This is a genomic window from Pseudoxanthomonas sp. LjRoot206, from assembly GCF_056175725.1.
The window spans coordinates 124190-147667 of the sequence record NZ_JBGFFI010000002.1 but is presented as its reverse complement, the minus strand read 5'-3'; the positions used below and the strand labels follow the sequence as shown (position 1 = coordinate 147667).

Genomic DNA, 23478 nt, shown 5'->3' with positions numbered 1-23478 from the left:
CAAGTAATGCGGCGATTCTGAGGCAAGAAGGGCGGAAGGCGCGTGTCCGGCGGGACGACGTCGGCGCATCCGGGGCATCGAGTTTGACGCATAGCGGCGTGCGGCATCGCAGCATCCGGCTTAGACCATGGTCTTAAATCCTGCGTGCCCGCCGCTGCGACAGAACGCCGCACCCCCTGTTTTTCAGCGGGTTTGCATTTGCTGCACCGCCGTTACGACTAATGGCGAATAGGCGTTGCCGGTGTGCAGGCGCAAGTCTCCACTTCAGCCGCGCAACGCGGCCATCAACCTTTCGGGAGGGGTTATGACCCAACGTTCCGCATTCGCGCGACGGCCGCTCGCTGCCGCGATGTTCGTCGCCTTGATCGCGCCGGGGATGGCGTTCGCGCAGACCGCCAAGGAGAAGGCGCTGGAGGCCCGCGTGGCCGATCTGGAGCGGCAGGTGCAACTGCTGCTGTCCGCACAGCAGCAACAGCAGGCCCAGATCACCACCACGCAGGAGCAGGTGACCCAGGTGCAGGCCAAGCAGGCCGCCGCACCCGCCGCCGTGCCCGCGGGCAAGCAGCCGATCCAGAACACCACCATCCTGACTGCGGCCAACCCGGGGGGCACCTTCTCCTACGGCGGCTTCATCAAGATGGACGCGATGGTCACCGACACCAGCGACGGCCGCATCGCGGACGGCAACTCCGGCCGCCTGTTCTACGTGCCCAGCACGATCCCGGTGGGCGGACCGACCGCCGATGGCGGCGATGCCTACACCGACTTCCACGCGCAGTTCTCGCGCTTCTGGCTGAGCGCGGACCATGTCACCGAGAGCGGCGACAAGTTCAAGGGCTTCGTGGAGATGGACTTCTTCGGCGGCGGCAGCAATGCGCTGGCCGGCAACGAGACCGCGACCAACACCTACGCCGTCAGCCTGCGCCACGCCTACGTGAGCTGGAACAACTGGCTGGCCGGCCAGACGTGGTCCAACTTCATGGACGTGGCGGCACTGCCTGACGCCGTCGACTTCGTCGGCCCCACCGACGGCACGGTCTTCGTGCGCCAGGCGCAGGTGCGCTACACCAAGGGCCCGTGGTCGTTCTCGGTGGAGAACCCGCAGACCACGGTCACGCCGTACCTCGCCGGCACCCGCTTCAACAGCGGCGACAACGCGATGCCCGACGTCACCGCGCGCTGGCTGACCAAGGGCGACTGGGGCCACTTCACCGTCGCCGGCATGGTGCGCCAGTTCAAGCTGCTGGAGGAAACCGATACCGGCGCCTCCGTCAGCGTCTCGGGCAAGTTCAACCTGGGCAAGAGCGACGACATCCGCTATGCGGTGAACGCCGGCCAGGGCATCGGCCGCTACCTCGCCTTCGGCGTTGGCAGCGACGTGGTGACCGAAGCCAATGGCGACATCGCCGCGCTCGACGGTTATGGCGGCTTCGTTGCCTGGCGCCATGTGTTCAGTCCGAAAGTACGCACCAACCTGATGTATGCGGCCTCGCATTTCGACAACGACGCCGCGCTGACGGGCTTCGGCGTCACCGAGCGCACGCAGTCGATGCACGCCAACCTGATCTACTCGCCGTTCCCGAAACTGGATATCGGCGCGGAGCTCATCTACGGGCAGCGTTCGCTCGAGGACGACCGCGAGGGCGACCTGAAGCGTCTGCACACCACCGTCAAATACACATTCTGAGGGGAATCCACATGAGTTCCACGTCTGTGCAGCATTCGTCGAAGGGCGAGCTGACGAAGGGCCACAAGAAGGTCATCTTCGCCTCGAGCCTCGGCACCGTGTTCGAGTGGTACGACTTCTATCTCTACGGCTCGCTCGCGGCGATCATCGCCAAGCAGTTCTTCAGCGGCGTCAATCCGACCACCGGCATGATCTTCGCGCTGCTGGCGTTCGCGGCGGGCTTCTTCGTCCGTCCGTTCGGCGCGGCGTTCTTCGGCAGCCTGGGCGACCGCATCGGCCGCAAGTACACGTTCCTGGTCACCATCCTGATCATGGGCATCTCGACCTTCCTGGTCGGCGTGCTGCCCAACTATGCGTCGATCGGCATGGCGGCGCCCGTCATCCTGATCGTGCTGCGCCTGGCGCAGGGCCTGGCGATGGGCGGCGAGTACGGCGGCGCGGCGACCTACGTGGCCGAGCATGCGCCTGACGGCAAGCGCGGCCTGTACACGGCCTTCATCCAGACCACCGCGACGCTGGGCCTGTTCCTCTCGCTGCTGGTGATCCTGGCCTGCCGCCTGTCGCTGGGCACCGAGGCGTTCGAAGCCTGGGGTTGGCGCATTCCGTTCCTGGCGTCGATCATCCTGCTCGGCATCTCGGTGTGGATCCGCCTGCAGTTGAGCGAATCCCCGCTGTTCCAGCAGATGAAGGCCGAAGGCAAGGGGTCGAAGACGCCGTTCCGCGATTCGCTGAAGGGCGGCAACCTGAAGCTGATGCTGCTGGTGCTGTTCGGCGCGACCGCCGGCCAGGCCGTGGTGTGGTACGCCGGCCAGTTCTACGCGCTGTTCTACCTGCAGAGCATCCTGAAGGTCGACTCGACCGTCGCCTACCTGCTGATCGCCGCCGCGCTGTTCCTGGCCACGCCGTTCTTCCTGTTCTTCGGCTGGCTGTCGGATCGCATCGGCCGCAAGAAGATCATCATGGCGGGCTGCCTGCTGGCCGCAGTGACCTACTTCCCGATCTTCAAGGGCATCACCCACTTCGCCAACCCGGGCGTGGAAGAAGCCAGCCGCAACGCGCCGGCCGTGGTGGTCGCGGACAAGGACACCTGCTCGTTCCAGTTCGACCCGATCCCGGGCACGCGCAAGTTCACCAGCTCGTGCGACCAGGCCACCGCCGCCCTCGCCCGTGCCGGTGTGCCGTACAGCGTGGAATCGGCCGCCCCGGGCACGCTGGCGCAGGTGCGCGTCGGCGACGCCTCGGTCCCGTCGTTCGAAGCCGCCGGCCTGTCCGGCGACGATGTGAAGGCCAAGACCGCTGCGTTCGGTGGCGAACTGAAGACGGCGCTGGGTGCGGCCGGCTACACCGAGAAGGCGCCGACGGATCGCATCAACGTGCCGATGACGATCTTCCTGCTGTGGATCCTGGTGATCTACGTGACCATGGTGTACGGCCCGATCGCCGCCTACCTGGTCGAACTGTTCCCGACGCAGATCCGCTACACCTCGATGTCGCTGCCGTACCACATCGGTAACGGCTGGTTCGGCGGCTTCCTGCCGGCCATCTCGTTCGCCCTGGTCGCGGCCACCGGCAACCTGTACTACGGCCTGTGGTATCCGATCGGCATCGCGGTGATGACGCTGATCATCGGCACGCTGTTCCTGCGTGAAACGAAGGACGTCGACATCACGAAGTAAACGGTCCTCCCCCGCCGGCCCCTCCCCGGGGCCGGCAACCCCGACGCCGGCCCTCGTGGCCGGCGTTTTCTTTTGCGCGACGCGCTAGGCTGATCGCCCTGTTGCGCGAGGCCTTCCCTATGCCGCTGATCACCCTGACCGTCCGTGCGCCGAAGGACGAGGCCTTCAAGTCGTCGATCTTCGACGCCGTACATGCCGCGCTGGTCGTTTCCGGCGTGCCAGCGACCGACCGCTTCCAGCGCGTGCTGGAACTGCCAGCGGAAGATTTCCGTTACGACCCCGGCTATCCGGACGTGGCCGGCGCGCGCGACGAGGACTTCGCGCTGATCGAGATCCTGTGGTCCGTCGGCCGCAGCGTGAAGGTGAAGAAGGCGCTGCTGGCCGACCTGATGCAGCGACTGGCCGCCGCCGGCAGGAACCCGGAAAACGTCATGGTCTGCTTCAAGGAAACGACGTGGGAGAACTGGGCGTTCGCGGGCGGACGGCTGGTCCACGCGCCATGACGCTCAGCGCGGCGGCGCGGCCAGTTCCTTCTCGCTGAGGAAGCCGTCGCCGTCCACGTCCTGCCGCTTGAAGCGCGCGGCGAGCTGGGCGAGATGCGCCTCGCGGGTGATCGGCTTGCCACGTCCGCCGGGCAGCTCGTCGACGGACAGCATGCCGTCGCGGTTGCGGTCCATTCCGTCGAAGGCATAGCTCATCCAGGCCTGGTACTCGGCCAGGCTGACGCGACCGTCGCGGTCGGTGTCCATGCGCGCGAGGTACTCGCCGGTGGCGTTGACCTGCGCGAACGACGCGAACGGCGCGCAGGCAAGGACGAGCGTGGTCAGGAGGCGGCGCATGCCGGCATTGTAGGGGGCGGGCCGCGCGATGCGGTCGATTCCGTCGCGGCGCGTCCCTCGGCCCGCCGGTGGATTCGGGTACGCTGGCGGCGCACCGATCCTCCCCCGCCCCGATGAACCTGCCTGCCTCCCCTGCCGCGACCGCGTCCGCCGCGCCGCTGTTCGAACTGGACCGCGCCACCGTCGTGCGCGGGGCCACCCGCGTGCTGCACAACCTCTCGCTGTCCATTCCGCTGGGCCAGCACACGGCGATCCTCGGGCCGAACGGCGGCGGCAAGTCGACCTTCATCAAGCTGATCAACCGCGAGCTGTATCCGCTGGCGCGCGAAGGTGATGCGCCGGTGAAGGTGTTCGGCCTGCGCCACTGGAACGTCAACGAGCTGCGCAACCGCCTGGGCGTGGTGACCAGCGACCTGACCCGCGACCTGCAGCAGATGCCGTACCTGCGCGTGGAGGATGCGGTCGTCACCGGTTTCTTTTCCAGCTTCGTGGTGCCGCCGCACCGGCAGATCGACGCCGACATGCGTGACCGCGCGCGGCGCGCGCTGGAGGCGGTGCGCGCGATCGCCCTCGCCGACCGCCACGTGGCCGAGCTTTCCACCGGCGAGATGCGGCGCGTGCTGATCGCGCGCGCGCTGGTGCACGAACCGCAGGCGTTGCTGCTGGACGAACCCACGGCCGGCCTCGACCTGGTGGCGCGCCAGCATTTCCTGGGGCTGATGCGCCTGCTGGCGCAGCGCGGGATCACCCTGGTGCTGGTGACGCACCACATCGAGGAGATCATTCCCGAGATCGATCGCGTGCTGCTGTTGCGCGACGGTGCGGTCTATGCCGACGGCGACCGCGCGGCGACGCTGACCGATGCGCACCTGGGCCATGCCTTCGGCGGACCGGTGCGCGTGCGCTGCGAGCACGGCTTCTACCGCGCGGTGCCCGGCCATGCCTGAGCTGCCCGAGGTCGAGACCACCCGCCGCGGCCTGGCGCCGCATATCGAAGGCCGGCGCATCCAGGCGGTCACGCTGCGCCGGCCCGACCTGCGCTGGCCGATCCCCCCTGAGGTCGTGCAGGACCTGCCCGGCCAGCGCATCGACGCCGTGCGCCGGCGCGCCAAGTACCTGCTGGTGGACACGGCCGCGGGCAGCGCGCTGCTGCACCTGGGCATGTCCGGCAGTCTGCGCGTGCTGCCCGCCGACACGCCGGTGACGGCGCACGACCACGTCGACATTGCGCTGCAGGGCAAGGAGCACCGCGTGCTGCGCTTCAACGATCCGCGCCGCTTCGGCTGCCTGCTGTGGCAGCCGCCCGGCGAGACCCACCCGCTGCTGCAGGGACTGGGACCGGAGCCGCTGTCGGAGGACTTCGACGGCGACTACCTGTTCGACCTGAGCCGTGGACGCAAGGCGCCGGTGAAGACCTTCCTGATGGACCAGGCCGTGGTGGTGGGCGTGGGCAACATCTACGCCGCCGAGAGCCTGTTCCGTGCGGGCATCTCGCCGCTGCGTGCCGCCGGCAAGGTCTCGCGGGACCGCTACGTGGCGCTGGCCGACGCGGTGAAGGCCATCCTGGCCTACGCCATCACCCGCGGCGGCACCACGCTGCGGGACTTCCTCAGCCCGGACGGGGCGCCGGGCTACTTCGAGCAGGAACTGTCGGCCTACGGGCGCGGGGGCGAGCCCTGCCCGCGCTGCGGCCGGCCGATGAAGCAGGCCAGCATCGGCCAGCGCGCCACCGTCTGGTGCGGCCACTGCCAGCGCTGACCCCCTGAGGGATCCCGTTTCAATCACGTCGTGTGAGGTAAATGACGTTATATTCCCGCCCTTGGCACGTGGGGAAGACGGATGGCCGACGCACCTGACATCACACTCTGGCTCGACTCGGCCCGTGGCGGCGACCGCGCCGCGCTGGACCGCGTGCTGGCCACGCTGTACCAGGAACTGCACACGATGGCGCGCCGCCAGCTGTCGGGCCAGCACGGTTACACGCTGGATGCCACCGCGCTGGTGCACGAGTCCTACCTGAAGCTGCTCGGCTCCACCGGCACGGCCAAGTTCGAGGACCGCGCGCACTTCTTCGCCTACGCCGCCTCGTCGATGCGAAGCGTGGTGGTGGACTACGCGCGCAGCCGGCTGGCGCGCAAGCGCGGCGGCGACCTCAAGCGCGTGGCCGACATTCCGGAAGAGGTGGAAGGCAACCTGCGCCTGGACGAGGACATGCTGGCGCTGAACGATGCGCTGGAGAAACTGGCCGCCGCCGACGAGCGACTGGCCCAGGTGGTGGAGATGCGCTACTTCGCCGGCCTGTCCGAGCTGGAGATCGCCGAGCTGCTGCAGCGCTCCGAGCGCAGCATCCGCCGCGACTGGCAGAAGGCGCGGCTGTTCCTGCTGTCGGCGATGGCGGACAGCTGAGCCCGGCCCAGCCACGCCGCACCGATGGACGTCGAACGCTGGAAACGCCTGTCGCCGTTGCTGGACGTCCTGCTGGAGCTGGAGCCGGAGGCGCGCGCCGAACAACTCGAGATCCTGCGCGCCGACGATCCTGACACGGCGCGCGAAGTCGAGGCGCTGCTCGCGCTGGAAGAGGAAGGCGACGGCTTCATCGACCAGCCGCTGGTCGACAAGCCCGGCCAGCTGAAGCCCGGCATGCGCATCGGCCCGTACCAGCTCGAGTCGCTGCTGGGCGAAGGCGGCATGGGCATGGTGTGGCTGGCCTCGCGCGCGGACGGCCTGTACAAGCGCCGCGTCGCATTGAAGCTGTTGCGCCCGGGCCTGGCCGATCCCAACCTGCGACTGCGCTTCACCCGCGAACGCGAGATCCTCGCGCGCCTTGAACATCCCAACATCGCGCGCCTGCTGGATGCCGGCATCGGCAGCGAGGGTCAGCCTTACCTGGCGCTGGAGTACGTGGAAGGCGTGTCGATCACCGACTACTGCCAGGCCAACAACGTCGGCCTGGAGGCGCGGCTGGCGCTGTTCCTGCAGGTCTGCGAAGCGGTCAGCCACGCGCACGCCAACCTGATCGTCCACCGCGACCTCAAGCCATCTAACATCCTGGTCACGCCGGCGGGCGACGTGCGCCTGCTGGACTTCGGCATCGCCAAGCTGCTCGACGATCCCGAGCCGGTGCCGGTGAATCCGCGCACCGAGGTGCGCGCCTTCACCCTGCACTACGCCGCGCCGGAACAGGTGCGTGGCGAGCTCGTCACCACCATGACCGACGTGTATTCGCTGGGGGTGGTGCTGTACGAACTGATCGCCGGCACCAAGCCCTACCGCCTGCGCCGGCAGACCGACGCCGAATGGGAGCAGGCCATCCTGGCGGTGGAACCGCTCAAGCCCTCGGTCGCCACCCTGCGCACCACCGATGGCAGCCGCAGCCAGTGCCCGGACGCGCGCCGCACCGCGCGCAAGCTGGCCGGCGACCTGGACAACATCACGCTCAAGGCCCTGCAGAAGGCGCCGGAACAGCGCTACCCATCGGTCGAGGCGCTGTCGCTGGACCTGCAGCGGCATATCGAAGGACGTCCCGTCCACGCGCGTCCGCAGAGCGTGGGCTATCGCGTGCACAAGTACCTGGTGCGCCACCGCTGGGCACTGGCCACCGGTGGCCTGGCCACCGCCGTCCTGGTCGCCGCGCTGGCGGCCAGCGTGTGGCAGGGGCGCCAGGCGATGCGCGAGACCGCGCGCGCGCAGGCGATGCAGGATTTCGTGATCGGGCTGTTCGACAACGCCAGCGCCTCGCAGCAGGGCAGCACCTTCGATGCCCGCGAACTGCTGGCGGCCGGCGAGCGACGTGGCGACCGCGAGCTGGCCAACCAGCCGCGCGCGCAGGCCGAACTGCTGGGCGTGATCGCCCGCCTGCGCCTGGGCCTGGGCGACTACCACGAGTCGCTCGCGCTGCTGGAGAAGCAGGCGCGCGTGCTGGCGGTGACCGACGACGCGCCCGACAGCCTGCGCCTGCAGGCGGCCACCCAGCACGGCCGCGTACTGCGCCTGCTGGGGCGTTCGCGCCAGTGCGTGCAGGCGATGGCGCCGGTGGAGGCGCGCCTGGGCACGCTGGAGTCGCGCATGCCGCTGCGGGTGGCGGAGTTCCAGTCGCAGAACGGGCGTTGCCGTGCGGACGCCGGCGAGAAGCAGCTGGCCCGGCAGATGTTCGACCGCTCGCTGGACATCCGCCGCGGCTTGAAGGACGAGGCCGGCGTCGCCGAGAACATGCGCGACCTGGCGCAGCTGGACGTCGAGCTGGGCAACGCCGATGCCGGCGCGCGCGGCTACCGCGCGGCGCTCGTGCATCTGCAGGCCCACGGACATGCGCGGCATCCGCTGGTGATCGAGATCCAGCGCAGCCTGGCGCTGCTGTACCGCAACCGCGGCGAGACCGACGCCGCACTGGCCGCGTTCCAGCGCGCGCGCGCGCTGTCGGAAGACATCCACGGACCGCGCCATCCGCTGACCCAGGCGCTGCGGCGGCATATCGCCGCCCTGCAGGTCGACAAGGGCGAACTGCGCGAAGCGGACGAGGAGCTGCGGGTCCTGCATGCGATGACGCTGGAGTCGCTGGGGCCGCGCCATCGCGACACCGCGTCGAGCTGGAATTCGATGGGCATCATTGCGTGGGAACGCGGCGACAACGCCACCGCCGTACGCGACGTCGCACAGGCCGTGGCGATCTGGCGCGAGAACGAAAGCCTGCAGATCCTGCCCGGCGGCCTGTTCAACTACGGCATGGTGCTGTACAGCGCCGGCCGCTACGACGAGGCCCTGGCGGCGCTGGAGGAATCGCGGCAGATGCGCGTGGGCACGATCGGCGCCAGCCATGCGCTGATCGGCGAGACCGACCGCATGATCGGCGAAGTGCTGGCGGCCAAGGGCGACCTGCAGGGCGCGACGGAGCGGTTCGACCGCGCCGTGCGACTGACGCGCGTGGGCTTCGGCCCTGACCATCCGCGCACCTGGTTCGCCGAACTGTCGATGGCCCGCCACCTGACGCGGCTGCGGCGGCCGCAGGACGCGATCGCCCCGCTGCAGGTGCTGGCGACGCATGAAGGAGGCGGCAGCGAAGCCCCGAAGCTGCGCTGGTTCGCGCGCGCCTACCTGGCGGAAGCGCGCTGCCGCCTCGGCGAGAAGGAACGCGCCCGTCGTGACCTGGATGCCCTGGCCGGCGAGCTGCGGGTCGCGTTGCCGGATGGCGGCATCATCCCGCGCGAAGTCGCCGACCTGCGCGCCGCCTGCCGCTGACGCGGCTCACTCCAGCGGCAGCGCCGGCTGCAGCGGCTCGATGCGACCTTCGCCGCGCGCGATCTTCTTGAACTCGGCGCGGCTGACCGACACGTAGCGCTCGTTGCCGCCGATCTCCACCTGCGGCCCGTCCTGCACGGCCAGGCCCTGCTCGTTGACGCGCACGGTCATGATGGCCTTCTTGCCGGTGTGGCAGATCGTCTTGATCTCGCTCATCTCGTCGGCCCAGGCCAGCAGGTACTGGCTGCCTTCGAAGAGTTCGCCACGGAAGTCCGTGCGCAACCCGTAGCACAGCACCGGGATGCGCAAGGCGTCGACGACCTCGCTGAGCTGCCAGACCTGCGCCCGGGTGAGGAACTGCGCTTCGTCCACCAGCACGCAGTCGAGCTTGCCGTGCACGGCGATGTCGTCGCGTATCCAGCGCTCGAGGTCGTCGCCGCGTTCGAACGCCACCGCCTCCGCGCGCAGCCCGATGCGCGACGCCACCACGCCGGTCCCGGCACGGTCGTCCAGCCGCGGCGTCAGGATCGCCACCCGCATGCCGCGCTCGCGGTAGTTGTGCGCGGACTGCAGCAGCGTGGTGGTCTTCCCGGCGTTCATCGCCGAGTAGTAGAAGTAGAGCTTGGCCATGCGGGGATTCTACCGCTGCCACCGCCAGCCCGGCCCTGGAGACAACGCCCGGCCCGGCCGCGAACCGCCCTCACGGCCGCGTCGTTGCAGGCGCCACGCGCCGCTCCACATTGCCCGCCGCGCCCAGCGCTTCGTCCTGGGCAAGCCAGTAAGCACGCGGCTGCCAGTGCCGGTCGGCGTAGTACTGATGGCCCTGCGCCCAATCGAGGCACGCGCCGCTCGCATCCGTGTCGATGCAGACCTCCAGCGTTCCCGCCTGGCCCGTCCTGCTGCCCGTCGCCTGCGCCAGGCCACGGCGCAGTTCGGCTTCCAGGCGGGGCTTGGCGGCCGGATCTCCGTAGAGCGCGAACTGGGCAGGCCCCTCGCGCTGCACGCGATCGCGTTCGGCCGTCTCCAGTTGCGCCCAGTAGTACTCCCGCTTGGCGAGCAGGTGGGGCGTGCCCCGTTCGGCCGCGAGATCCATCCAGATGTATCCCATCGCCCGGTCGCGCGGGCCGCCACGCCCCTCCCACCACAGTTCCGCCAGGGCGGCCTGCGAGAGCTTGTCGGCGTAGCGGGCGGCGCGCTGGAAGTAGGTGCGGGCCGCTTCGTCACGGCCTGCCGCCAGGGCCTGTACACCGAGGTGCCGGTTGTGCTGGTCGGGATGGAAAGCGAGGTAGTCCACCCGGCTCATGATCCTGGCATCCAGCGGGGAGAGCGTGTCTCCCACCCAGGATGTCCCGCCCTGAATACGGATCGGGGTTGCGCGTGTCAAGCGCCGGGTGCGCGCGTGCCCCCGCTACAATGACGCCCCCACCGAAGTACGTCCCATGCACGGTCTCAACCCCCCCCAACGCGCCGCCGTCCTGCACAGCAAGGGCCCCTTGCTGGTGCTCGCGGGCGCCGGCAGCGGCAAGACGCGCGTTATCGTGGAGAAGATCGCGCACCTGATCGCGGGCAACCACTTCCCGGCGCGCCGGATCGCGGCGATCACCTTCACCAACAAGTCCGCAAAGGAAATGCGCGAGCGCGTGTCCAAGCGGATCAAGGGCGACGCCGCGGAAGGGCTGACCATCTGCACCTTCCATGCGCTGGGACTGAAGTTCCTGCAGATCGAACACGCCGCGGTGGGCCTGAAGCGCGGCTTCTCGATCTTCGATGCCGACGATGCGACGGCACAGGTCAAGGACCTGATGTACGGCGCCAAGCCCGACGACATCGAAGCCGCCAAGAACCTGATCTCGCGCGCGAAGAACGCCGGCCTGTCGCCCGAAGAAGCGCTGGCCGAAGCGCGCACCAACCGCGAGAAGGACGCCGCGCTGCTGTACCAGCGCTACCAGGATCGCCTGACCACGTTCAACGCCGTCGACTTCGACGACCTGATCCGCCTGCCGGTGCAGATCCTGGAGAACAGCCCCGAGATCACTGCGGCGTGGCGCGAGCGCATCGGCTACCTGCTGGTCGACGAGTGCCAGGACACCAACGACGCGCAGTACCGGCTGCTGAAGGCGATTGCCGGCGAGCGCGGCGACTTCACCTGCGTGGGCGACGACGACCAGAGCATCTATGCCTGGCGCGGCGCGAATCCCGACAACCTGCTGCAGATGGCGAAGGATTACCCTGCCCTGCAGATCATCAAGCTGGAACAGAACTACCGCTGCAGCAACCGTGTGCTGCGCGCCGCCAATACCCTGATCGCCAACAACCCGCACGAGCATCCGAAGGCGCTGTGGAGCGACCAGGCCGACGGCGAACGCATTCGCGTGTGGGAATGCCGCGACAATGAGCACGAGGCGGAAAAGGTCGCCGCCGAGATCGCTTTCGTGCAGGTATCGAAGAGTGCGGCGTGGAGCGACTTCTGCATCCTGTTCCGCGGCAACCACCAGTCGCGCGCGCTGGAGAAGGCGCTGCAGCTGCTGCGCATTCCCTACCACCTGACCGGCGGCACTGCGTTCCTGGAACGGCAGGAAGTGAAGGACGCGCTGTCGTGGCTGCGCCTGCTGGTGAATCCGGACGACGATGCGGCGTTCCTGCGCGCCGTGCAGTCGCCCAAGCGCGAAGTCGGCGCCACGTCGCTGGCCAAGCTGGCCGAGATGGCGCAGCACGCGCACCTGCCGCTGTCGCGCGCCGCTGAATCGATGGGCGCGCTGAAGGCGCTGCCGCCGCGTGCGGCCAATGGCCTCAGCGCCTTCGTCGACATCGTGCGCGACCTTCGCCGGCACGCCGAGGAACTGCCGCCGGCCGACCTGGTCCGCCGCCTGAGCGAACGCTCCGGCCTGTTGGCCGATCTGCGCTCGCAGTGCAAGGACGAAGCCTCCTTCCAGCGCCGCCGCGCGAACCTGGACGAACTGGCCGACTGGTTCGAGGGCGGACCGCGCGGCAGTTCGGCCGGCGACCTCGCCGCGCAGCTCGCGCTGCTGTCGCGCAACGACAAGGACGATGGTGGCAACCAGGTGCGGCTGATGAGCCTGCACGCGGCGAAGGGCCTGGAATTCCGCTACGTCTTCATCGTCGGCTGCGAGGACGGCACGCTGCCGCACGAGACCAGCGTCGAGGAAGGCAATCTGCAGGAAGAGCGGCGCCTGATGTACGTGGGCATCACCCGTGCGAAGGAACAGCTGTGGCTCAGCCACAACCGCGAGACGCGCCGCTTCGGCGAGCGCCTGCGCCTGCAGCCGAGCCGCTTCATCGACGAACTGCCTGCCGACGAACTGCAGCGCGACGGCGCCGACCCGGTCGCCGATGCCGAACGGAAGAAGGAACGCGCCAGCGCCGGCCTGGCGGCGATCCAGGCGATGTTCGACTGACCCGCGACGACGGCGGTTGCGCTACGCTGGGTGACATCGCACTCCGGTGGACCTGGGCATGACGCGCGACAGCAAGGCTTGGCGGTGGATCGGCTTCCTGATCGCCCTCGTCGGCGTCGGCTTCCCGTACTGGCAATTGCAGCCGGAACTGGCCGGCCTGCCGCGCGCGCTGTACGGTCCCGGCCTGGTCGCCGTCGGTGTGATCGCAATGCTGCTCCGGGCCTTCGGCACCGGCCGCTTCGTCACGCTGTGGCTGCTGATTGCATTCACGGTGCCGGCGGCGGTGCTCGTGCGGATTGCATGGAATGCGATGCATCATTTGCCACCGGCCGGCACGCCCGTGGCGGACGTCGTGGTCGCCAGCGTGCTCGGACTCGGCGCATCCCTGCTCGGCATGCTCATCGGCAGCCTGTTCCTGCTGCGCAGCAGCCGGCGACCGAAGTGAGCGCACTAAACGTTGCGATGAATCCGACGTCATGGCCGGCCCCGCTTCTGCTCCTCGCGGCACTGATGCCGCAAGCGGTACGTGCGGCGACCTCGGACGACATCCAGACCGTCGTGCTTGAACATGCGCTGCCGAAAGAACAGGGTCATTTCGTTTACTGCCTCGGCGTCGACGGCCGGGACGTATCTTCCGCCGTTTTCGATCGCCTGCGGCGCACGACGGGATTGCGGCTGTCCAACGCCTCCGAATGCACGTCGGTGGCGAATCCGCGCGAGGGCAGCATCCACGCAGCGAGCGGACAGCCAGCCATCTTCTACTACGTCCTCGAATTCAGGATGGATGGACCCGCCTCGGCCACCGTCATGCTGGAAACCTATCACCACGGACTATGGGCCTCGGGTAACAGGCTCCGCCTCGAACGCGAAGATGGAATGTGGCATGTCGTCGAGACCCTGCCTGGCTGGGTGTCCTAGGCCGGCGCAGGTCGGCGCCCTCGCCTGCCCCCCCCTATCTCTGGACTGGATGCAACCATGACCGCACGCCTCTCGCACATCCACCAGATCGCGATCACCGTCAGCGACGTCGACGCCGCGCTGGCGTTCTACCGGGACGCACTGGGACTGACGTTCCTGTTCCAGCCCGCGCCGACGCTCGCGTTCCTGCAGGCCGGCGACGTGCGCCTGATGCTGACCACGCCGCAGGGCGCCGGCGCCGTCGGTGCGAACTCGATCCTCTACTTCAGCGTGGACGACATCGTCGCCACGCAGTCCGCGCTGGTCGCGCGCGGCGCGACGGAGGAGCGTCCGCCGCAGCTGGCCGCGCGCATGCCCGATCACGAACTGTGGACCGGCTTCCTGCGCGACCCGGATGGCAATCTGGTGGGGTTGATGGAAGAGAAGCGGTAGCGTGCCCGTGCCCGCTCAGCGCACCGGCGCGGGGGACTCGCGCGCGGGCTCGGCAGGTGACACATGCGGCGTCGCCATGTGCAACGGCTGCCCTTCGCGTGCCCCCAACGCGCGCTCGACATCGGCCTGGAACTGACGCGCGCACGGACCGCTCAGATACTCCGAGACGACGGCAGACATCGGATCGCCTCCTTTCGCCGCCGCCGTGCGCGATGCCTGCTCCACCATATCGTTGAGCCCGGGCCAGATGGAGCGGTCTCCCGCATCGGGCAGCACCGCCTTGTCCGGCGCCGGCGGCGATATCCCGGTGCGGCGTTCGAATTGCGCGTCGAGCGCTTCGTCGATCGGTTCCTTGCGATTGCAGTCGTCGACCACGGCCTGTCGGCAAAGCCGCTCCGGCGCCAGCGTTTCAACATGGTCGCGAACGCCGTCGCGGTCGTAGCCACGCGTGCCGTACAGGCCAGCCATGTGCTGGTCGGAACGGTGGATCACATACTGGTCGGGATCGGTTGGAAGCTGACGCTTCTCGAGATACGGCGTTTCGCTGAGCCGGTTGAGGAATTCGACGCCAAGGTTGTGGCTGCGCGTACCAAGGCCGTTGCGCACGTACGTGTCGCCGATGTTGCCGTGGACGCCAGCGACCCACGCATTGTAGTTGCGGTAGTCCTCGCTGAAGCCGGGAGCGACGTGCTGACTCGAAGGGAACATATCGCGACGTTCATGCTGTGCCGTGATCTGGAACGTGGAGAGCGTGGACGGTGGCAGGCGGCGATCGTGCTCCTCGACGCCCGTCGACACGGGATCGAAAAGCAGCGCAACTTGCGGCGTCCTGCCCGGTTCCACGAGGAGGGGACGGTCCGCGTACTGGATGCTCACGACGAGATTCTCTGCATCCCGCTCCACCTTGGCGCCCAGCGGATCGCGGATGCCGCGCTCGTGCACCATGCGCTGCAGCGCCGCAATGCCCTCGCCGCCGCGGCTGAATCCCACGCCCGCTATCCGGATCTGCGACTGGGGATCTTCATCGAGCCACTTTTTGGCCTGCTCGCAGAACTGCAGATAGGCCGTCTCGACCCGCTCATCGAAGGTATGACCGAAGCGGCCGTCCCACAGCTTTTCAGGCTTATTCAGCAGACCATTCTGGGTATAGGTGCCTTCCACATAACCTGTCGCGATGTTGTTGACGCCTTCGTCCTGGAGTCCCCTGACTTGCTGATGGATCTTCGCTACGACGCTCCACCCTTCCGGGCTGTCGTCGAACATGCTGTTGCCTGTGCCATCCATTGCCGCCACATACAGCTTTTCATTCGGCATGCCTGCATGAAGGAAGACCGGAATGCGAAGCTGCGACAGATCTTCTTCTGCCCGATGGAAGCTTTCCCTACCGGGGTCACCCGCCAGTTCGACGTCAACCCTGCCATCACGATGCTTCGACTGTTGCCCTGAACCCATGGCGAGCACTCCCTGCTCAGTAAGTCCGGCTGAATACCTTGATCAGATCATTGCGAAAGTCACTGTGCGGACGATCCGGAAACTGCGGCTTCCTCAGCGCAATCATGTCGCGCATGTACACATTGATGGTCCGGTCGTTGATCTCAAGGATGATCCCGGGTGTACCACTCGACGCAGGGTCAAGTGCATCCTCACGTGCCACATGGTGGCGGATCAGTTGATCCTTGAAGATCTCACCGATATCGATTTCCGCCTGGAGTGCGGTGCCATCCCTGGAGCGCCAAGTGACTTTGGCCGGCGGGGGAAAGTTACCGATAGGGCCCGCACCTGCCGTCATGTTGTCGGGATAGCGAGATCCCAGCGCTTCCGATGATGACTGCAGCCGGTCCGCTGGCTCATCGGCGCGCACTCGACCCGCGTATTCCACGCGACATCCATAGGCGCTGTACGTCGATACACCAAAGTAATGCGCCTTGAACTTCAACGGCCATTCGGCACCGACGTTGGTGTAGTGGCCTTCCGGCAGCGCGGAAGAAGGGCCGGGTGAGCTCGATTGGACCATGGTGGCGTGGCATCCTGTCGTGGCAACGGAGATCATCGCGGTGGTGGCGATGCTCCGGATGAGGCGTCGTTCCATGAAGACGTTCCGTGCCGGGGCGAGGCGAACGTAGCGCGAGGGATCACCTCGTGCAACGTCCCTCCGCGCGTAAGCGCATGTAGTGCCGTTTTCGTGCCGGCGAATGGCCCGCGACCCCATCCATCATCAATGTGAACCAACGCCGGAAGCGCGCAGGAACATGACAGGCGATACCCGATTCACGCTGCTCGCGTCGTACAACCAGTGGATGAACCGGCGCCTGTACGACACAGCGGCGACGTTGCCGCATGAAGCCCTGGTGGCGGATCGCGGCGCGTTCTTCGGCTCCATCCTCGGCACGCTGAACCATCTGGTCGTGACCGATACGATCTGGCTGAAGCGCTTCGCCTCCGCGCCGTATGCGCCCGGCGTACTCGCAGCGCTCGACGACACACCGATGCCGACGGCACTGGATGCAATCCTGTATCCCACGCTGCCGCTGCTGCGCGAACGCCGGGACTGGATGGACGCGCTGATCCTGCAATGGGCGGCGACGCTCACGGCCGAACGGCTGGACGCGTCGCTGACCTATGCGAACACGAAGGGCACGACCTTCACCCGCAGTGTGCTGGGCCTGGCGACGCACCTGTTCAACCACCAGACCCACCATCGCGGACAGGTCACCACGCTGCTGTCGCAGGCGGGCGTCGACATGGGCGTGACCGACGTGCTGGCACTGCTGCCCGACGAGGGCTGACGCTCAGTCTTCCCGCGCGGCGAGCAGGGCGTCCAGTTGCGCGCGGAGCGCGGCGACGTCCGCTTCCAGCGCCGCGACACGGGCTTCGAGTTCCGGCGACGCGGATTCTCCTGAAGATGCCGATGGCGCACGCGCCGCGATCGCGGCCACGTCCACCGGACCGCTCAGCAGGTGCGCATAGCGGTCCTCGCGCTGTCCCGGACCGCGCGGGATCTGCACGACGAGCGCGGCATCGCGCTGGATCAGGCGGTCCAGATGGTGGCGCACGTCGTCCGCGTCGTTGAACTTGAACAACCGCTCACTGCGCGCGAGCAGTTCGTGCATCGTCTGCGCGCCGCGCAGCATCAGCAGGCCCAGCAGCACGGCCTGCTGCTGCGGAATCCCGAAGAACGCCGCGGTGCGATGTTCGTAGCGCTCGGCGCGCGAGGAAAACACCTGCTTCGCCAGGCCCTTCTGTTCCAGCTGGCGCAGCGCGTGGTGGACCGCGCCCGGATCCAGCGCCATGACCGGCTCGCGCGCGGTTTTCTGGTTGGCGGCGGCCTGCGCGGCGTTGACCGTCAGCGGATAGGTCTCCGGCGTGGTCGCTTCCTTCTCGATCAGGCAGCCCAGCAGGCGGGCCTCGGCGGCATTCAGGACGGGCGCGGTGTCTTCCATGGTGGGACCGGGAACAGGAACGGGCCGGCAGGATAACCCGCGTACCTCAATACCCGACGACGCGTGTGACCGGTCGGCTAGAATTCGCGCACATTCGAAATGGGATCTTCCATGCGCGTTTCCCTGCTTGCCGCCGGCCTGGCGGTTTCCCTGCTGACCCTGGCCGCCTGCAAACGCACCGAACCCGCGGCCGCGCCGGCCGATGCCGCTGCTCCCGTCGCGCCTGCCACAGAGACGGCGTCTGCGAAGCCCACCGGCACGCACGACAACCTCAACGCGGTGGCGTGGGTGCAGACCTCGGTCGAGTACCGCGCGATCACCACCCAGACCTTCCGCGCCGCCGCCGATCACCTGGACGTCGCGCTGAAGGAAAAGCACTGGGACGCGCTGGTGCCCAGCGAACGCGGCAACGCCGCCGCCGGCCTGAAGCCGGCCGTGGTGATGGACGTGGACGAGACCGTGCTGGACAACTCGCCGTACCAGGCGCGCCTGATCCGCGACGGCAAGGAATACGACGAGATCAGCTGGGACCAGTGGGTGGCCGAGAAGAAAGCCAAGCCGCTGCCGGGCGTGGTCGATTTCGCCAAGGCCGCCGCCGCCAAGGGCGTGACCATCCTGTACATCTCCAACCGCGCCGTGCACCTGAAGGAAGCGACGCTGGCCAACCTGCGCGAGGCCGGCCTGCCGGTCGCCGACGACAGCGTGTTCCTCGGCCTGGGCACGGTACTGGAAGGCTGCGAGCAGAACGGCAGCGAGAAGAACTGCCGCCGCCGCCTGGCCGGCCAGCAATACCGCGTGCTGATGCAGTTCGGCGACCAGATCGGCGATTTCGTGCAGGTGGAAGCCAACACCCGCGACGGTCGCCAGGCGCTGTTCGACGAGTACGACGACTGGTTCGGCGAGCGCTGGTGGATGCTGCCCAACCCGACCTATGGCTCGTGGGAGCCTGCGCTGTTCAACAACGCTTGGGACCAGCCGCCCGCTGCCCGCACGCAGGCCAAGCGCGACGCGCTGGACTACGCACCGTGAGCGCACGCGGCCCCGTCGCGCTCAGCGCGCGCGAGCGCCTGATCTTCGCGCTGGACGCACCGTCCGGCGCCGAGGCGCTGGCGTGGGTCGACCGGCTGGGCGATGCGGTGCAGTTCTACAAGATCGGCATGGAGCTGCTGGCCAGCGGCGACTACTTCACCGTGCTGGACGAACTCGCCCGCCGCGACAAGCGCGTGTTCGTCGACCTGAAGTTCTTCGACATCCCCGCCACGGTGGCCGGCGTCATCCGCGGCCTGTCCCGCTGGCCGGTGACCTACGCCACCATCCACGGCTGGCATGCCGGGATGATGGAAGCCGCCGCCGAGGCGCGCAGCGGCGAGCTGCGACTGCTGGCGGTGACTGTGCTGACGTCCATGGACGGCAGCGATCTGCGCGCCATGGGCATCAATGGCGGGGAACCGGCTGACATCGTCGTGCAACGTGCACTGGCGGCGCAGGCGGCCGGCATCGACGGTGTGATCTGCTCGGGCCAGGAAGCCGGCATGATCCGCGCCGCGACCGGACCCGGCTTCTCCATCGTCTGCCCCGGCATCCGCCCCGGCGGCCCGGTCGGCGACGACCAGAAGCGCATCGTGGGCGTGGCCGAGGCGTTCGCGCTGGGCGCCGATGCCATCGTGGTGGGCCGGCCGATCAGCAAGGCGCAGGATCCGCGCGCGGCGGCGGAAGCGATCCAGCTGGAAATCGCGGACGTCCTCAAGTAATTCAGTGACTTACACCAAGTTATTTCAGGTATTGCCTTAGCATTCGGGCGCAGGTAGTCTGTGCGCATCCGGCCTCTGGGCCGGAGATGTGCCACAACACTTCGTCCTCCGGTTTCGACCGGATTTCAGGAGGTCGCGACGTCGCAAGACGCCCGGCCTCCTTTTTTATTGACCGGCGGCCGGCAACTTGCGACGGCCGTGCTTGCCCGCCCCCGCGTCGGCCGCGAAGATGCGGGGCGACTGGGGAGTCACACCGCATGAAGCCGAAGCCGTCCGCGTCCGTCCTGCGCGTGCTGGCAGCCCTCGGGCTGTCGCTGGCGCTGCTGGCCGCCTGCAAGAAGCGCGAACCCGTCGAGCTCGCCGGCGCCGCCAGTGAGCCGGCCGCTGCCGTGCGCCAGCTGGCGACCCACCTGCAGCGCAACGACCTGGTCGGTTTCGCCCGCGATGCCGTCCCGCCGGACCTGCACGGGCGCTTGGACACCGCCTGGCGTGCCGGCCAGAGCCGCTGGCCGCTGACCGAGCTGCCGCTGGACGACAAGCTGGTGCCGATGCTGGCCGCGCTGTCGGCCAGAGACGCGGAGAAGACCCTGCAGCGCAGCTTCGACCGCCAGTTCGCGCGCCAGGACCGCGACCTGAAGGAAGCGGCGCGCACGCTGGGCCTGTTCGGCGTGCAATACGTGAAGAACGAGGGCGACTACACCCAGGAAGAACGCGACCACTACGCGCAGGTGATCACCGCGCTCGGCGACTGGGCACAGCAGGCGCCGCTCGGCGATCCCGCGCTCGCGCGCGCCACCCTGGCGCGGCTCGCGCCGGCCGCACGCCGCAGCGGCCTGACCAGCGAACAGGCGCTCAACGACGCCGGCATGGTCGCCAGCCTGCAGCGGCTGACACCGTTCTTCATCGAGGCCAAGGCCAGCTTCACGCGTTACGGTTTGCCGCTGGATACGACCTTCAACGACCTGCGCACCGGCCTGGTCGAGGAAAAGGGCGACACCGCCACCGTGCGCATCCACTACCCGCTGGGCGAGCGCGAGATCGACACCGTGGTCAGCCTGACCCGGCGCGATGGCCAGTGGTATCTCACCGATTACCTCAAGCATGCCGAGGACGTGCTGGCGGCCGCCGCGCCCGCACTGGCGCCCCCGGCCCCGCCGGTCGTGCCGCCGGGAGACGAGATCGATCCGCCGAGCGCCGCCCCGGAACGCTGAAGCCTGCCGGGGACGATTCCTTGTGATTCAGCCAATTACGCGAGGCAGGAAGGCGACGTCCACCGTCCGTCCCGGCATGCGCGACCCGTGCCGCTGGCGGTAACCGCTTTCCAGACCGCCACAGGCGTGGGCCATAATGCGGCCGATGCCTGAACAGAATTCCCTGCCGTTCCCGGACGGCCAGACTCCGACGCCGCCCGACAAGAAACCCGCGGCGCCGGACGTGCCTGCGTCCGACGCAGTGCGCGATCCGGCGGGCAGCGACGACGCGCCGGTGACGGCGGGCGTGCCGATGGCGCCCCCGGGCGCCGCGCGACAGGCCAAGCGCCCGCTGTGGGCGCGCCTGCTGGGCCGCCTGGCCGATCCGTGGCTGGCGTTGAACATCGAGCCCGGCGTGCCGGCCGACCTGCTGGACGGCCGCCCGGTCTGCTACGTGCTGGAAGACTATGGCCTGTCGAACGCACTGATCCTCGACCGCGCCTGCCGCGATGCCGGCCTGCCTTCGCCGCTGGTGCCGCTGCCGGTCGGCGGCAATCCGCTCGGCCGCAAGCGCGCCTACGTGGCACTGTCACGCCGCAACGCCAGCACGCTGATCCCCGACCAGATCAGCGCCAAGACCCACTCGGGCTCGCTGGCCAAACTGCTGGACGCGCATCGCACCAACCCGGCACTGGACGTGCAGCTGGTGCCGGTGTCGATCTTCGTCGGCCGCGCGCCCGACAAGCAGAGCGGCTGGTTCTCGGTGCTGTTCTCCGAAAACTGGGCCATCGTCGGCCGCTTCCGCCGCCTGCTCGCCATCTTGCTCAATGGTCGCGGCACCATCGTGCGCTTCGCGCCGCCGGTCTCGCTGCGGGGCACCGTCGACGAAGGCCTCGAGCCCGAACGTACCGTTCGCAAGCTGTCGCGCGTCCTGCGTACGCACTTCCACCGCATCCGCGAAGCCGTCATCGGCCCCGACCTGTCGACGCGCCGCCTGCTGGTCGACCAGGTGCTGGCCGCCGATCCGGTGAAGGAAGCCATCGCCGAGCAGGCGCGGCGCGACAAGTCGAAGCCCGAGGACGCCTGGAAGAAGGCGCACGCCTATGCGTGGGAAATCGCCGCCGACTATTCCAACCCGGTGGTGCGCTCGGCCAGCTTCCTGCTGAGCCATGTGTGGAACCAGATCTACGACGGCGTGCTGGTCCATCACCTCGACAAGTTCAAGGAAGCCGCGCCCGGCCACGAAGTCGTCTACGTGCCCTGCCACCGCAGCCACATGGACTACCTGCTGCTGTCGTACCTGCTGTACGAACGCGGCATCGTGCCGCCGCACATCGCGGCCGGCATCAACCTCAACCTGCCGGTGGTGGGCACGCTGCTGCGCAAGGGCGGCGCGTTCTTCATGCGCCGCAGCTTCCGCGGCAACCCGCTGTACTCGGCGGTGTTCACCGAGTACGTGGCGCAGCTGGTCTCCGGTGGCTACTCGCTGGAGTACTTCATCGAAGGCGGGCGCTCGCGCACCGGCCGGCTGCTGCCGCCGAAGGGCGGCATGATCTCGATGACGCTGCGCGCCTTCCTGCGCCAGCCGCGCAAGCCCGTGCTGTTCCAGCCGGTCTACATCGGCTACGAAAAGCTGCTGGAAGGCACCAGCTACCTGGACGAACTCAGCGGCCGGCCGAAGGAGAAGGAATCCATCTGGGCGGTGCTGTGGGGCATTCCCAAGGTGCTGCGGCAGAACTACGGCCAGGTGGTGGTGAACTTCGGCGAGCCGATCCCGTTGAACGACGCGCTGACCAAGTTCGCGCCGGAGTGGGACGGCACGCCGGTCGGGGAAGAGGAAAAGCCGGCCTGGCTGTCGGACATCGTCGATGCGCTGGCGCAGCAGATCCAGGTCAACATCAACCGCGCCGCCGACGTGAACCCGATCAACCTGCTGGCGCTGGCGCTGCTGTCCACCCCCAAGCACGCGATGGGCGAAGCCGACCTGATCGCGCAGATCGAACTGTCGAAGACGCTGCTGGCCGAACTGCCGTATTCCGACCGCGTCACCGTCACCCCGCACTCGCCGGACCGCATCATCTCCCACGCCGAGGAGATCAACATGCTGCAGCGGATCAAGCATCCGCTGGGCGACGTGCTGAGCGTGGACGACGACACCGCGGTGCTGTTGAGCTACTACCGCAACAACGTGCTGCACCTGTTCACGGCGTCGTCGTGGATCGCCTGCTGCTTCCAGAACAACCGCCGCATGAGCCGCGCCGGCGTGTTGCGGCTGGGCCGCACGCTGTACCCGTTCCTGCAGGCCGAACTGTTCCTGCCGTGGAGCGAGGACGAGTTCGCCGAGCGCATGGAACGCACGATCGAGGTGTTCGTCCGCGAAGGCCTGCTGCAGCAGGTCAACGACGACGACGGCGGCATCCTGGCGCGCAGCGCCGGCCAGACCGACGAGGTGTTCCGCCTGCGCGCGATCGGCCATTCGCTGCAGCAGGCGTTCGAGCGCTACTACATCGCCATTTCGGTGCTGGTGAAGAACGGCCCGGGCACGCTGGGCGCAGCCGAGCTGGAAAGCCTGTGCCAGCAGGCGGCGCAGCGCCTCAGCCTGCTGTACGCGCCGGCGGCGCCGGAGTTCTTCGACAAGACGCTGTTCCGCGGCTTCATCCAGAAGCTGCGCGAACTGAAGCTGGTCTGGCCCGACGAGAACAGCAAGCTGCTGTTCGACGACCGCCTGGACGCGTGGGCGCGCGACGCCAAGGCCATCCTCGGCCGCGAACTGCGCCACACCATCGAGAAGGTCAGTCCGGAAGCGGTGAAGGCCGCCGCGCCCACCGAGCCTGTGGCGGCGCCGGAGTAACACGTATCAGCCGCCGCCGCTGCGGCAGCCACGGCGACGGCGA

General features: G+C 68.3%; 22 protein-coding genes. 16 read left to right on the top strand and 6 right to left on the bottom strand.

Annotation, left to right across the window (positions count from 1 at the left end; genetic code table 11):
• Positions 1-304 precede the first annotated feature (304 nt).
• The 3 genes from AC04MD_RS05375 to AC04MD_RS05365 all read left to right on the top strand — a co-directional run bounded on the left by AC04MD_RS05375 (position 305) and on the right by AC04MD_RS05365 (position 3866).
• Entirely contained in the window at positions 305-1687 is a 1383-nt protein-coding gene (locus AC04MD_RS05375; protein ID WP_475496287.1) for a DcaP family trimeric outer membrane transporter, read from the top strand.
• Positions 1688-1698: 11 nt separating this feature from the next.
• Positions 1699-3363, top strand: a complete 1665-nt coding sequence (locus AC04MD_RS05370) for an MFS transporter (protein ID WP_475496286.1) — start codon at positions 1699-1701, stop codon at positions 3361-3363.
• Positions 3364-3482: 119 nt separating this feature from the next.
• On the top strand, positions 3483-3866 hold the full coding sequence (locus AC04MD_RS05365) for a tautomerase family protein (protein WP_475496285.1): 384 nt from the start codon (positions 3483-3485) through the stop codon (positions 3864-3866).
• A gap of 3 nt (positions 3867-3869) precedes the next feature.
• Here the strand turns inward: AC04MD_RS05365 and AC04MD_RS05360 are convergent, their stop codons facing one another.
• Complete coding sequence (locus tag AC04MD_RS05360; RefSeq protein WP_475496284.1) at positions 3870-4202, bottom strand: EF-hand domain-containing protein; 333 nt, start codon at positions 4200-4202, stop codon at positions 3870-3872.
• 113 nt (positions 4203-4315) lie between these two features.
• On the opposite strand from AC04MD_RS05360, the gene AC04MD_RS05355 reads away from it, so the two are divergent.
• The 4 genes from AC04MD_RS05355 to AC04MD_RS05340 all read left to right on the top strand — a co-directional run bounded on the left by AC04MD_RS05355 (position 4316) and on the right by AC04MD_RS05340 (position 9437).
• The gene (locus tag AC04MD_RS05355; protein WP_475496283.1) at positions 4316-5149 is read left to right on the top strand and encodes an ABC transporter ATP-binding protein; all 834 of its coding nucleotides are present in this window, start codon (positions 4316-4318) and stop codon (positions 5147-5149) included.
• Positions 5142-5960 (top strand): bifunctional DNA-formamidopyrimidine glycosylase/DNA-(apurinic or apyrimidinic site) lyase, encoded by an 819-nt coding sequence (gene mutM, locus AC04MD_RS05350; protein ID WP_475496282.1) that lies wholly within the window; start codon positions 5142-5144, stop codon positions 5958-5960. Before AC04MD_RS05355 ends, mutM begins: the two co-directional genes overlap by 8 nt.
• Positions 5961-6041: 81 nt before the next feature.
• Positions 6042-6608, top strand: coding sequence for an ECF-type sigma factor (locus tag AC04MD_RS05345; protein ID WP_162338950.1), 567 nt, complete (start codon positions 6042-6044; stop codon positions 6606-6608).
• Positions 6609-6632: 24 nt separating this feature from the next.
• On the top strand, positions 6633-9437 hold the full coding sequence (locus AC04MD_RS05340; RefSeq protein WP_475496281.1) for a protein kinase domain-containing protein: 2805 nt from the start codon (positions 6633-6635) through the stop codon (positions 9435-9437).
• Between the two features lie 6 nt (positions 9438-9443).
• Here AC04MD_RS05340 and AC04MD_RS05335 read toward each other — a convergent pair whose 3' ends face one another.
• Both AC04MD_RS05335 and AC04MD_RS05330 read right to left on the bottom strand, forming a co-directional pair.
• Positions 9444-10067, bottom strand: coding sequence for a thymidine kinase (locus tag AC04MD_RS05335; RefSeq protein ID WP_475496280.1), 624 nt, complete (start codon positions 10065-10067; stop codon positions 9444-9446).
• A 70-nt stretch (positions 10068-10137) separates the two neighbouring features.
• Entirely contained in the window at positions 10138-10740 is a 603-nt protein-coding gene (locus AC04MD_RS05330; protein WP_475496279.1) for an SEL1-like repeat protein, read from the bottom strand.
• Positions 10741-10876: 136 nt separating this feature from the next.
• Between AC04MD_RS05330 and AC04MD_RS05325 the strand changes: the two genes are divergently transcribed.
• Genes AC04MD_RS05325 through AC04MD_RS05310 form a run of 4 tightly spaced genes read left to right on the top strand, consistent with a single transcriptional unit; the run spans position 10877 to position 14203 of the window.
• Complete coding sequence (locus AC04MD_RS05325) at positions 10877-12853, top strand: UvrD-helicase domain-containing protein (RefSeq protein WP_475496278.1); 1977 nt, start codon at positions 10877-10879, stop codon at positions 12851-12853.
• A 58-nt stretch (positions 12854-12911) separates the two neighbouring features.
• Positions 12912-13298: a hypothetical protein gene (locus tag AC04MD_RS05320; RefSeq protein ID WP_475496277.1), complete on the top strand. Its 387-nt coding sequence runs from the start codon at positions 12912-12914 to the stop codon at positions 13296-13298.
• A 17-nt stretch (positions 13299-13315) separates the two neighbouring features.
• Positions 13316-13771, top strand: a complete 456-nt coding sequence (locus AC04MD_RS05315; protein ID WP_475496276.1) for a hypothetical protein — start codon at positions 13316-13318, stop codon at positions 13769-13771.
• 57 nt (positions 13772-13828) lie between these two features.
• Positions 13829-14203, top strand: coding sequence for a VOC family protein (locus tag AC04MD_RS05310; RefSeq protein WP_475496275.1), 375 nt, complete (start codon positions 13829-13831; stop codon positions 14201-14203).
• A gap of 15 nt (positions 14204-14218) precedes the next feature.
• Here the strand turns inward: AC04MD_RS05310 and AC04MD_RS05305 are convergent, their stop codons facing one another.
• The gene (locus tag AC04MD_RS05305; RefSeq protein ID WP_475496274.1) at positions 14219-15655 is read right to left on the bottom strand and encodes a phospholipase effector Tle1 domain-containing protein; all 1437 of its coding nucleotides are present in this window, start codon (positions 15653-15655) and stop codon (positions 14219-14221) included.
• Positions 15656-15671: 16 nt separating this feature from the next.
• On the bottom strand, positions 15672-16292 hold the full coding sequence (locus AC04MD_RS05300) for a hypothetical protein (RefSeq protein ID WP_475496273.1): 621 nt from the start codon (positions 16290-16292) through the stop codon (positions 15672-15674).
• Between the two features lie 160 nt (positions 16293-16452).
• Between AC04MD_RS05300 and AC04MD_RS05295 the strand changes: the two genes are divergently transcribed.
• A complete protein-coding gene (locus AC04MD_RS05295) occupies positions 16453-16989 on the top strand; it encodes a DinB family protein (RefSeq protein WP_475496272.1) in 537 nt (178 codons plus the stop codon).
• A 3-nt stretch (positions 16990-16992) separates the two neighbouring features.
• Here the strand turns inward: AC04MD_RS05295 and AC04MD_RS05290 are convergent, their stop codons facing one another.
• Complete coding sequence (locus AC04MD_RS05290) at positions 16993-17643, bottom strand: YceH family protein (RefSeq protein ID WP_475496271.1); 651 nt, start codon at positions 17641-17643, stop codon at positions 16993-16995.
• Positions 17644-17754: 111 nt separating this feature from the next.
• On the opposite strand from AC04MD_RS05290, the gene AC04MD_RS05285 reads away from it, so the two are divergent.
• From AC04MD_RS05285 to plsB, 4 genes are all read left to right on the top strand, one after another.
• The gene (locus AC04MD_RS05285; protein ID WP_475496270.1) at positions 17755-18672 is read left to right on the top strand and encodes a 5'-nucleotidase, lipoprotein e(P4) family; all 918 of its coding nucleotides are present in this window, start codon (positions 17755-17757) and stop codon (positions 18670-18672) included.
• Complete coding sequence (pyrF, locus tag AC04MD_RS05280; RefSeq protein WP_475496269.1) at positions 18669-19394, top strand: orotidine-5'-phosphate decarboxylase; 726 nt, start codon at positions 18669-18671, stop codon at positions 19392-19394. The genes AC04MD_RS05285 and pyrF overlap by 4 nt, the downstream gene beginning before the upstream one ends.
• A gap of 257 nt (positions 19395-19651) precedes the next feature.
• Complete coding sequence (locus AC04MD_RS05275; protein WP_475496268.1) at positions 19652-20605, top strand: hypothetical protein; 954 nt, start codon at positions 19652-19654, stop codon at positions 20603-20605.
• A 136-nt stretch (positions 20606-20741) separates the two neighbouring features.
• Positions 20742-23435 carry a glycerol-3-phosphate 1-O-acyltransferase PlsB gene (plsB, locus tag AC04MD_RS05270; protein WP_475496267.1) on the top strand — a complete coding sequence of 898 codons (2694 nt, stop codon included), beginning with the start codon at positions 20742-20744 and terminating at the stop codon, positions 23433-23435.
• The last annotated feature ends 43 nt before the right edge of the window (positions 23436-23478 follow it).

What these genes read in the sequence shown, in the direction of transcription:
- AC04MD_RS05375 (WP_475496287.1), top strand. Translation starts at nt 305, where the DNA reads ATGACCCAACGTTCCGCATTCGCGCGACGGCCGCTCGCTGCCGCGATG.
- AC04MD_RS05370 (WP_475496286.1), top strand. Translation starts at nt 1,699, where the DNA reads ATGAGTTCCACGTCTGTGCAGCATTCGTCGAAGGGCGAGCTGACGAAG.
- AC04MD_RS05365 (WP_475496285.1), top strand. Translation starts at nt 3,483, where the DNA reads ATGCCGCTGATCACCCTGACCGTCCGTGCGCCGAAGGACGAGGCCTTC.
- AC04MD_RS05360 (WP_475496284.1), bottom strand. Translation starts at nt 4,202, where the DNA reads ATGCGCCGCCTCCTGACCACGCTCGTCCTTGCCTGCGCGCCGTTCGCG.
- AC04MD_RS05355 (WP_475496283.1), top strand. Translation starts at nt 4,316, where the DNA reads ATGAACCTGCCTGCCTCCCCTGCCGCGACCGCGTCCGCCGCGCCGCTG.
- mutM (WP_475496282.1), top strand. Translation starts at nt 5,142, where the DNA reads ATGCCTGAGCTGCCCGAGGTCGAGACCACCCGCCGCGGCCTGGCGCCG.
- AC04MD_RS05345 (WP_162338950.1), top strand. Translation starts at nt 6,042, where the DNA reads ATGGCCGACGCACCTGACATCACACTCTGGCTCGACTCGGCCCGTGGC.
- AC04MD_RS05340 (WP_475496281.1), top strand. Translation starts at nt 6,633, where the DNA reads ATGGACGTCGAACGCTGGAAACGCCTGTCGCCGTTGCTGGACGTCCTG.
- AC04MD_RS05335 (WP_475496280.1), bottom strand. Translation starts at nt 10,067, where the DNA reads ATGGCCAAGCTCTACTTCTACTACTCGGCGATGAACGCCGGGAAGACC.
- AC04MD_RS05330 (WP_475496279.1), bottom strand. Translation starts at nt 10,740, where the DNA reads ATGAGCCGGGTGGACTACCTCGCTTTCCATCCCGACCAGCACAACCGG.
- AC04MD_RS05325 (WP_475496278.1), top strand. Translation starts at nt 10,877, where the DNA reads ATGCACGGTCTCAACCCCCCCCAACGCGCCGCCGTCCTGCACAGCAAG.
- AC04MD_RS05320 (WP_475496277.1), top strand. Translation starts at nt 12,912, where the DNA reads ATGACGCGCGACAGCAAGGCTTGGCGGTGGATCGGCTTCCTGATCGCC.
- AC04MD_RS05315 (WP_475496276.1), top strand. Translation starts at nt 13,316, where the DNA reads ATGAATCCGACGTCATGGCCGGCCCCGCTTCTGCTCCTCGCGGCACTG.
- AC04MD_RS05310 (WP_475496275.1), top strand. Translation starts at nt 13,829, where the DNA reads ATGACCGCACGCCTCTCGCACATCCACCAGATCGCGATCACCGTCAGC.
- AC04MD_RS05305 (WP_475496274.1), bottom strand. Translation starts at nt 15,655, where the DNA reads ATGGGTTCAGGGCAACAGTCGAAGCATCGTGATGGCAGGGTTGACGTC.
- AC04MD_RS05300 (WP_475496273.1), bottom strand. Translation starts at nt 16,292, where the DNA reads ATGGAACGACGCCTCATCCGGAGCATCGCCACCACCGCGATGATCTCC.
- AC04MD_RS05295 (WP_475496272.1), top strand. Translation starts at nt 16,453, where the DNA reads ATGACAGGCGATACCCGATTCACGCTGCTCGCGTCGTACAACCAGTGG.
- AC04MD_RS05290 (WP_475496271.1), bottom strand. Translation starts at nt 17,643, where the DNA reads ATGGAAGACACCGCGCCCGTCCTGAATGCCGCCGAGGCCCGCCTGCTG.
- AC04MD_RS05285 (WP_475496270.1), top strand. Translation starts at nt 17,755, where the DNA reads ATGCGCGTTTCCCTGCTTGCCGCCGGCCTGGCGGTTTCCCTGCTGACC.
- AC04MD_RS05275 (WP_475496268.1), top strand. Translation starts at nt 19,652, where the DNA reads ATGAAGCCGAAGCCGTCCGCGTCCGTCCTGCGCGTGCTGGCAGCCCTC.
- plsB (WP_475496267.1), top strand. Translation starts at nt 20,742, where the DNA reads ATGCGGCCGATGCCTGAACAGAATTCCCTGCCGTTCCCGGACGGCCAG.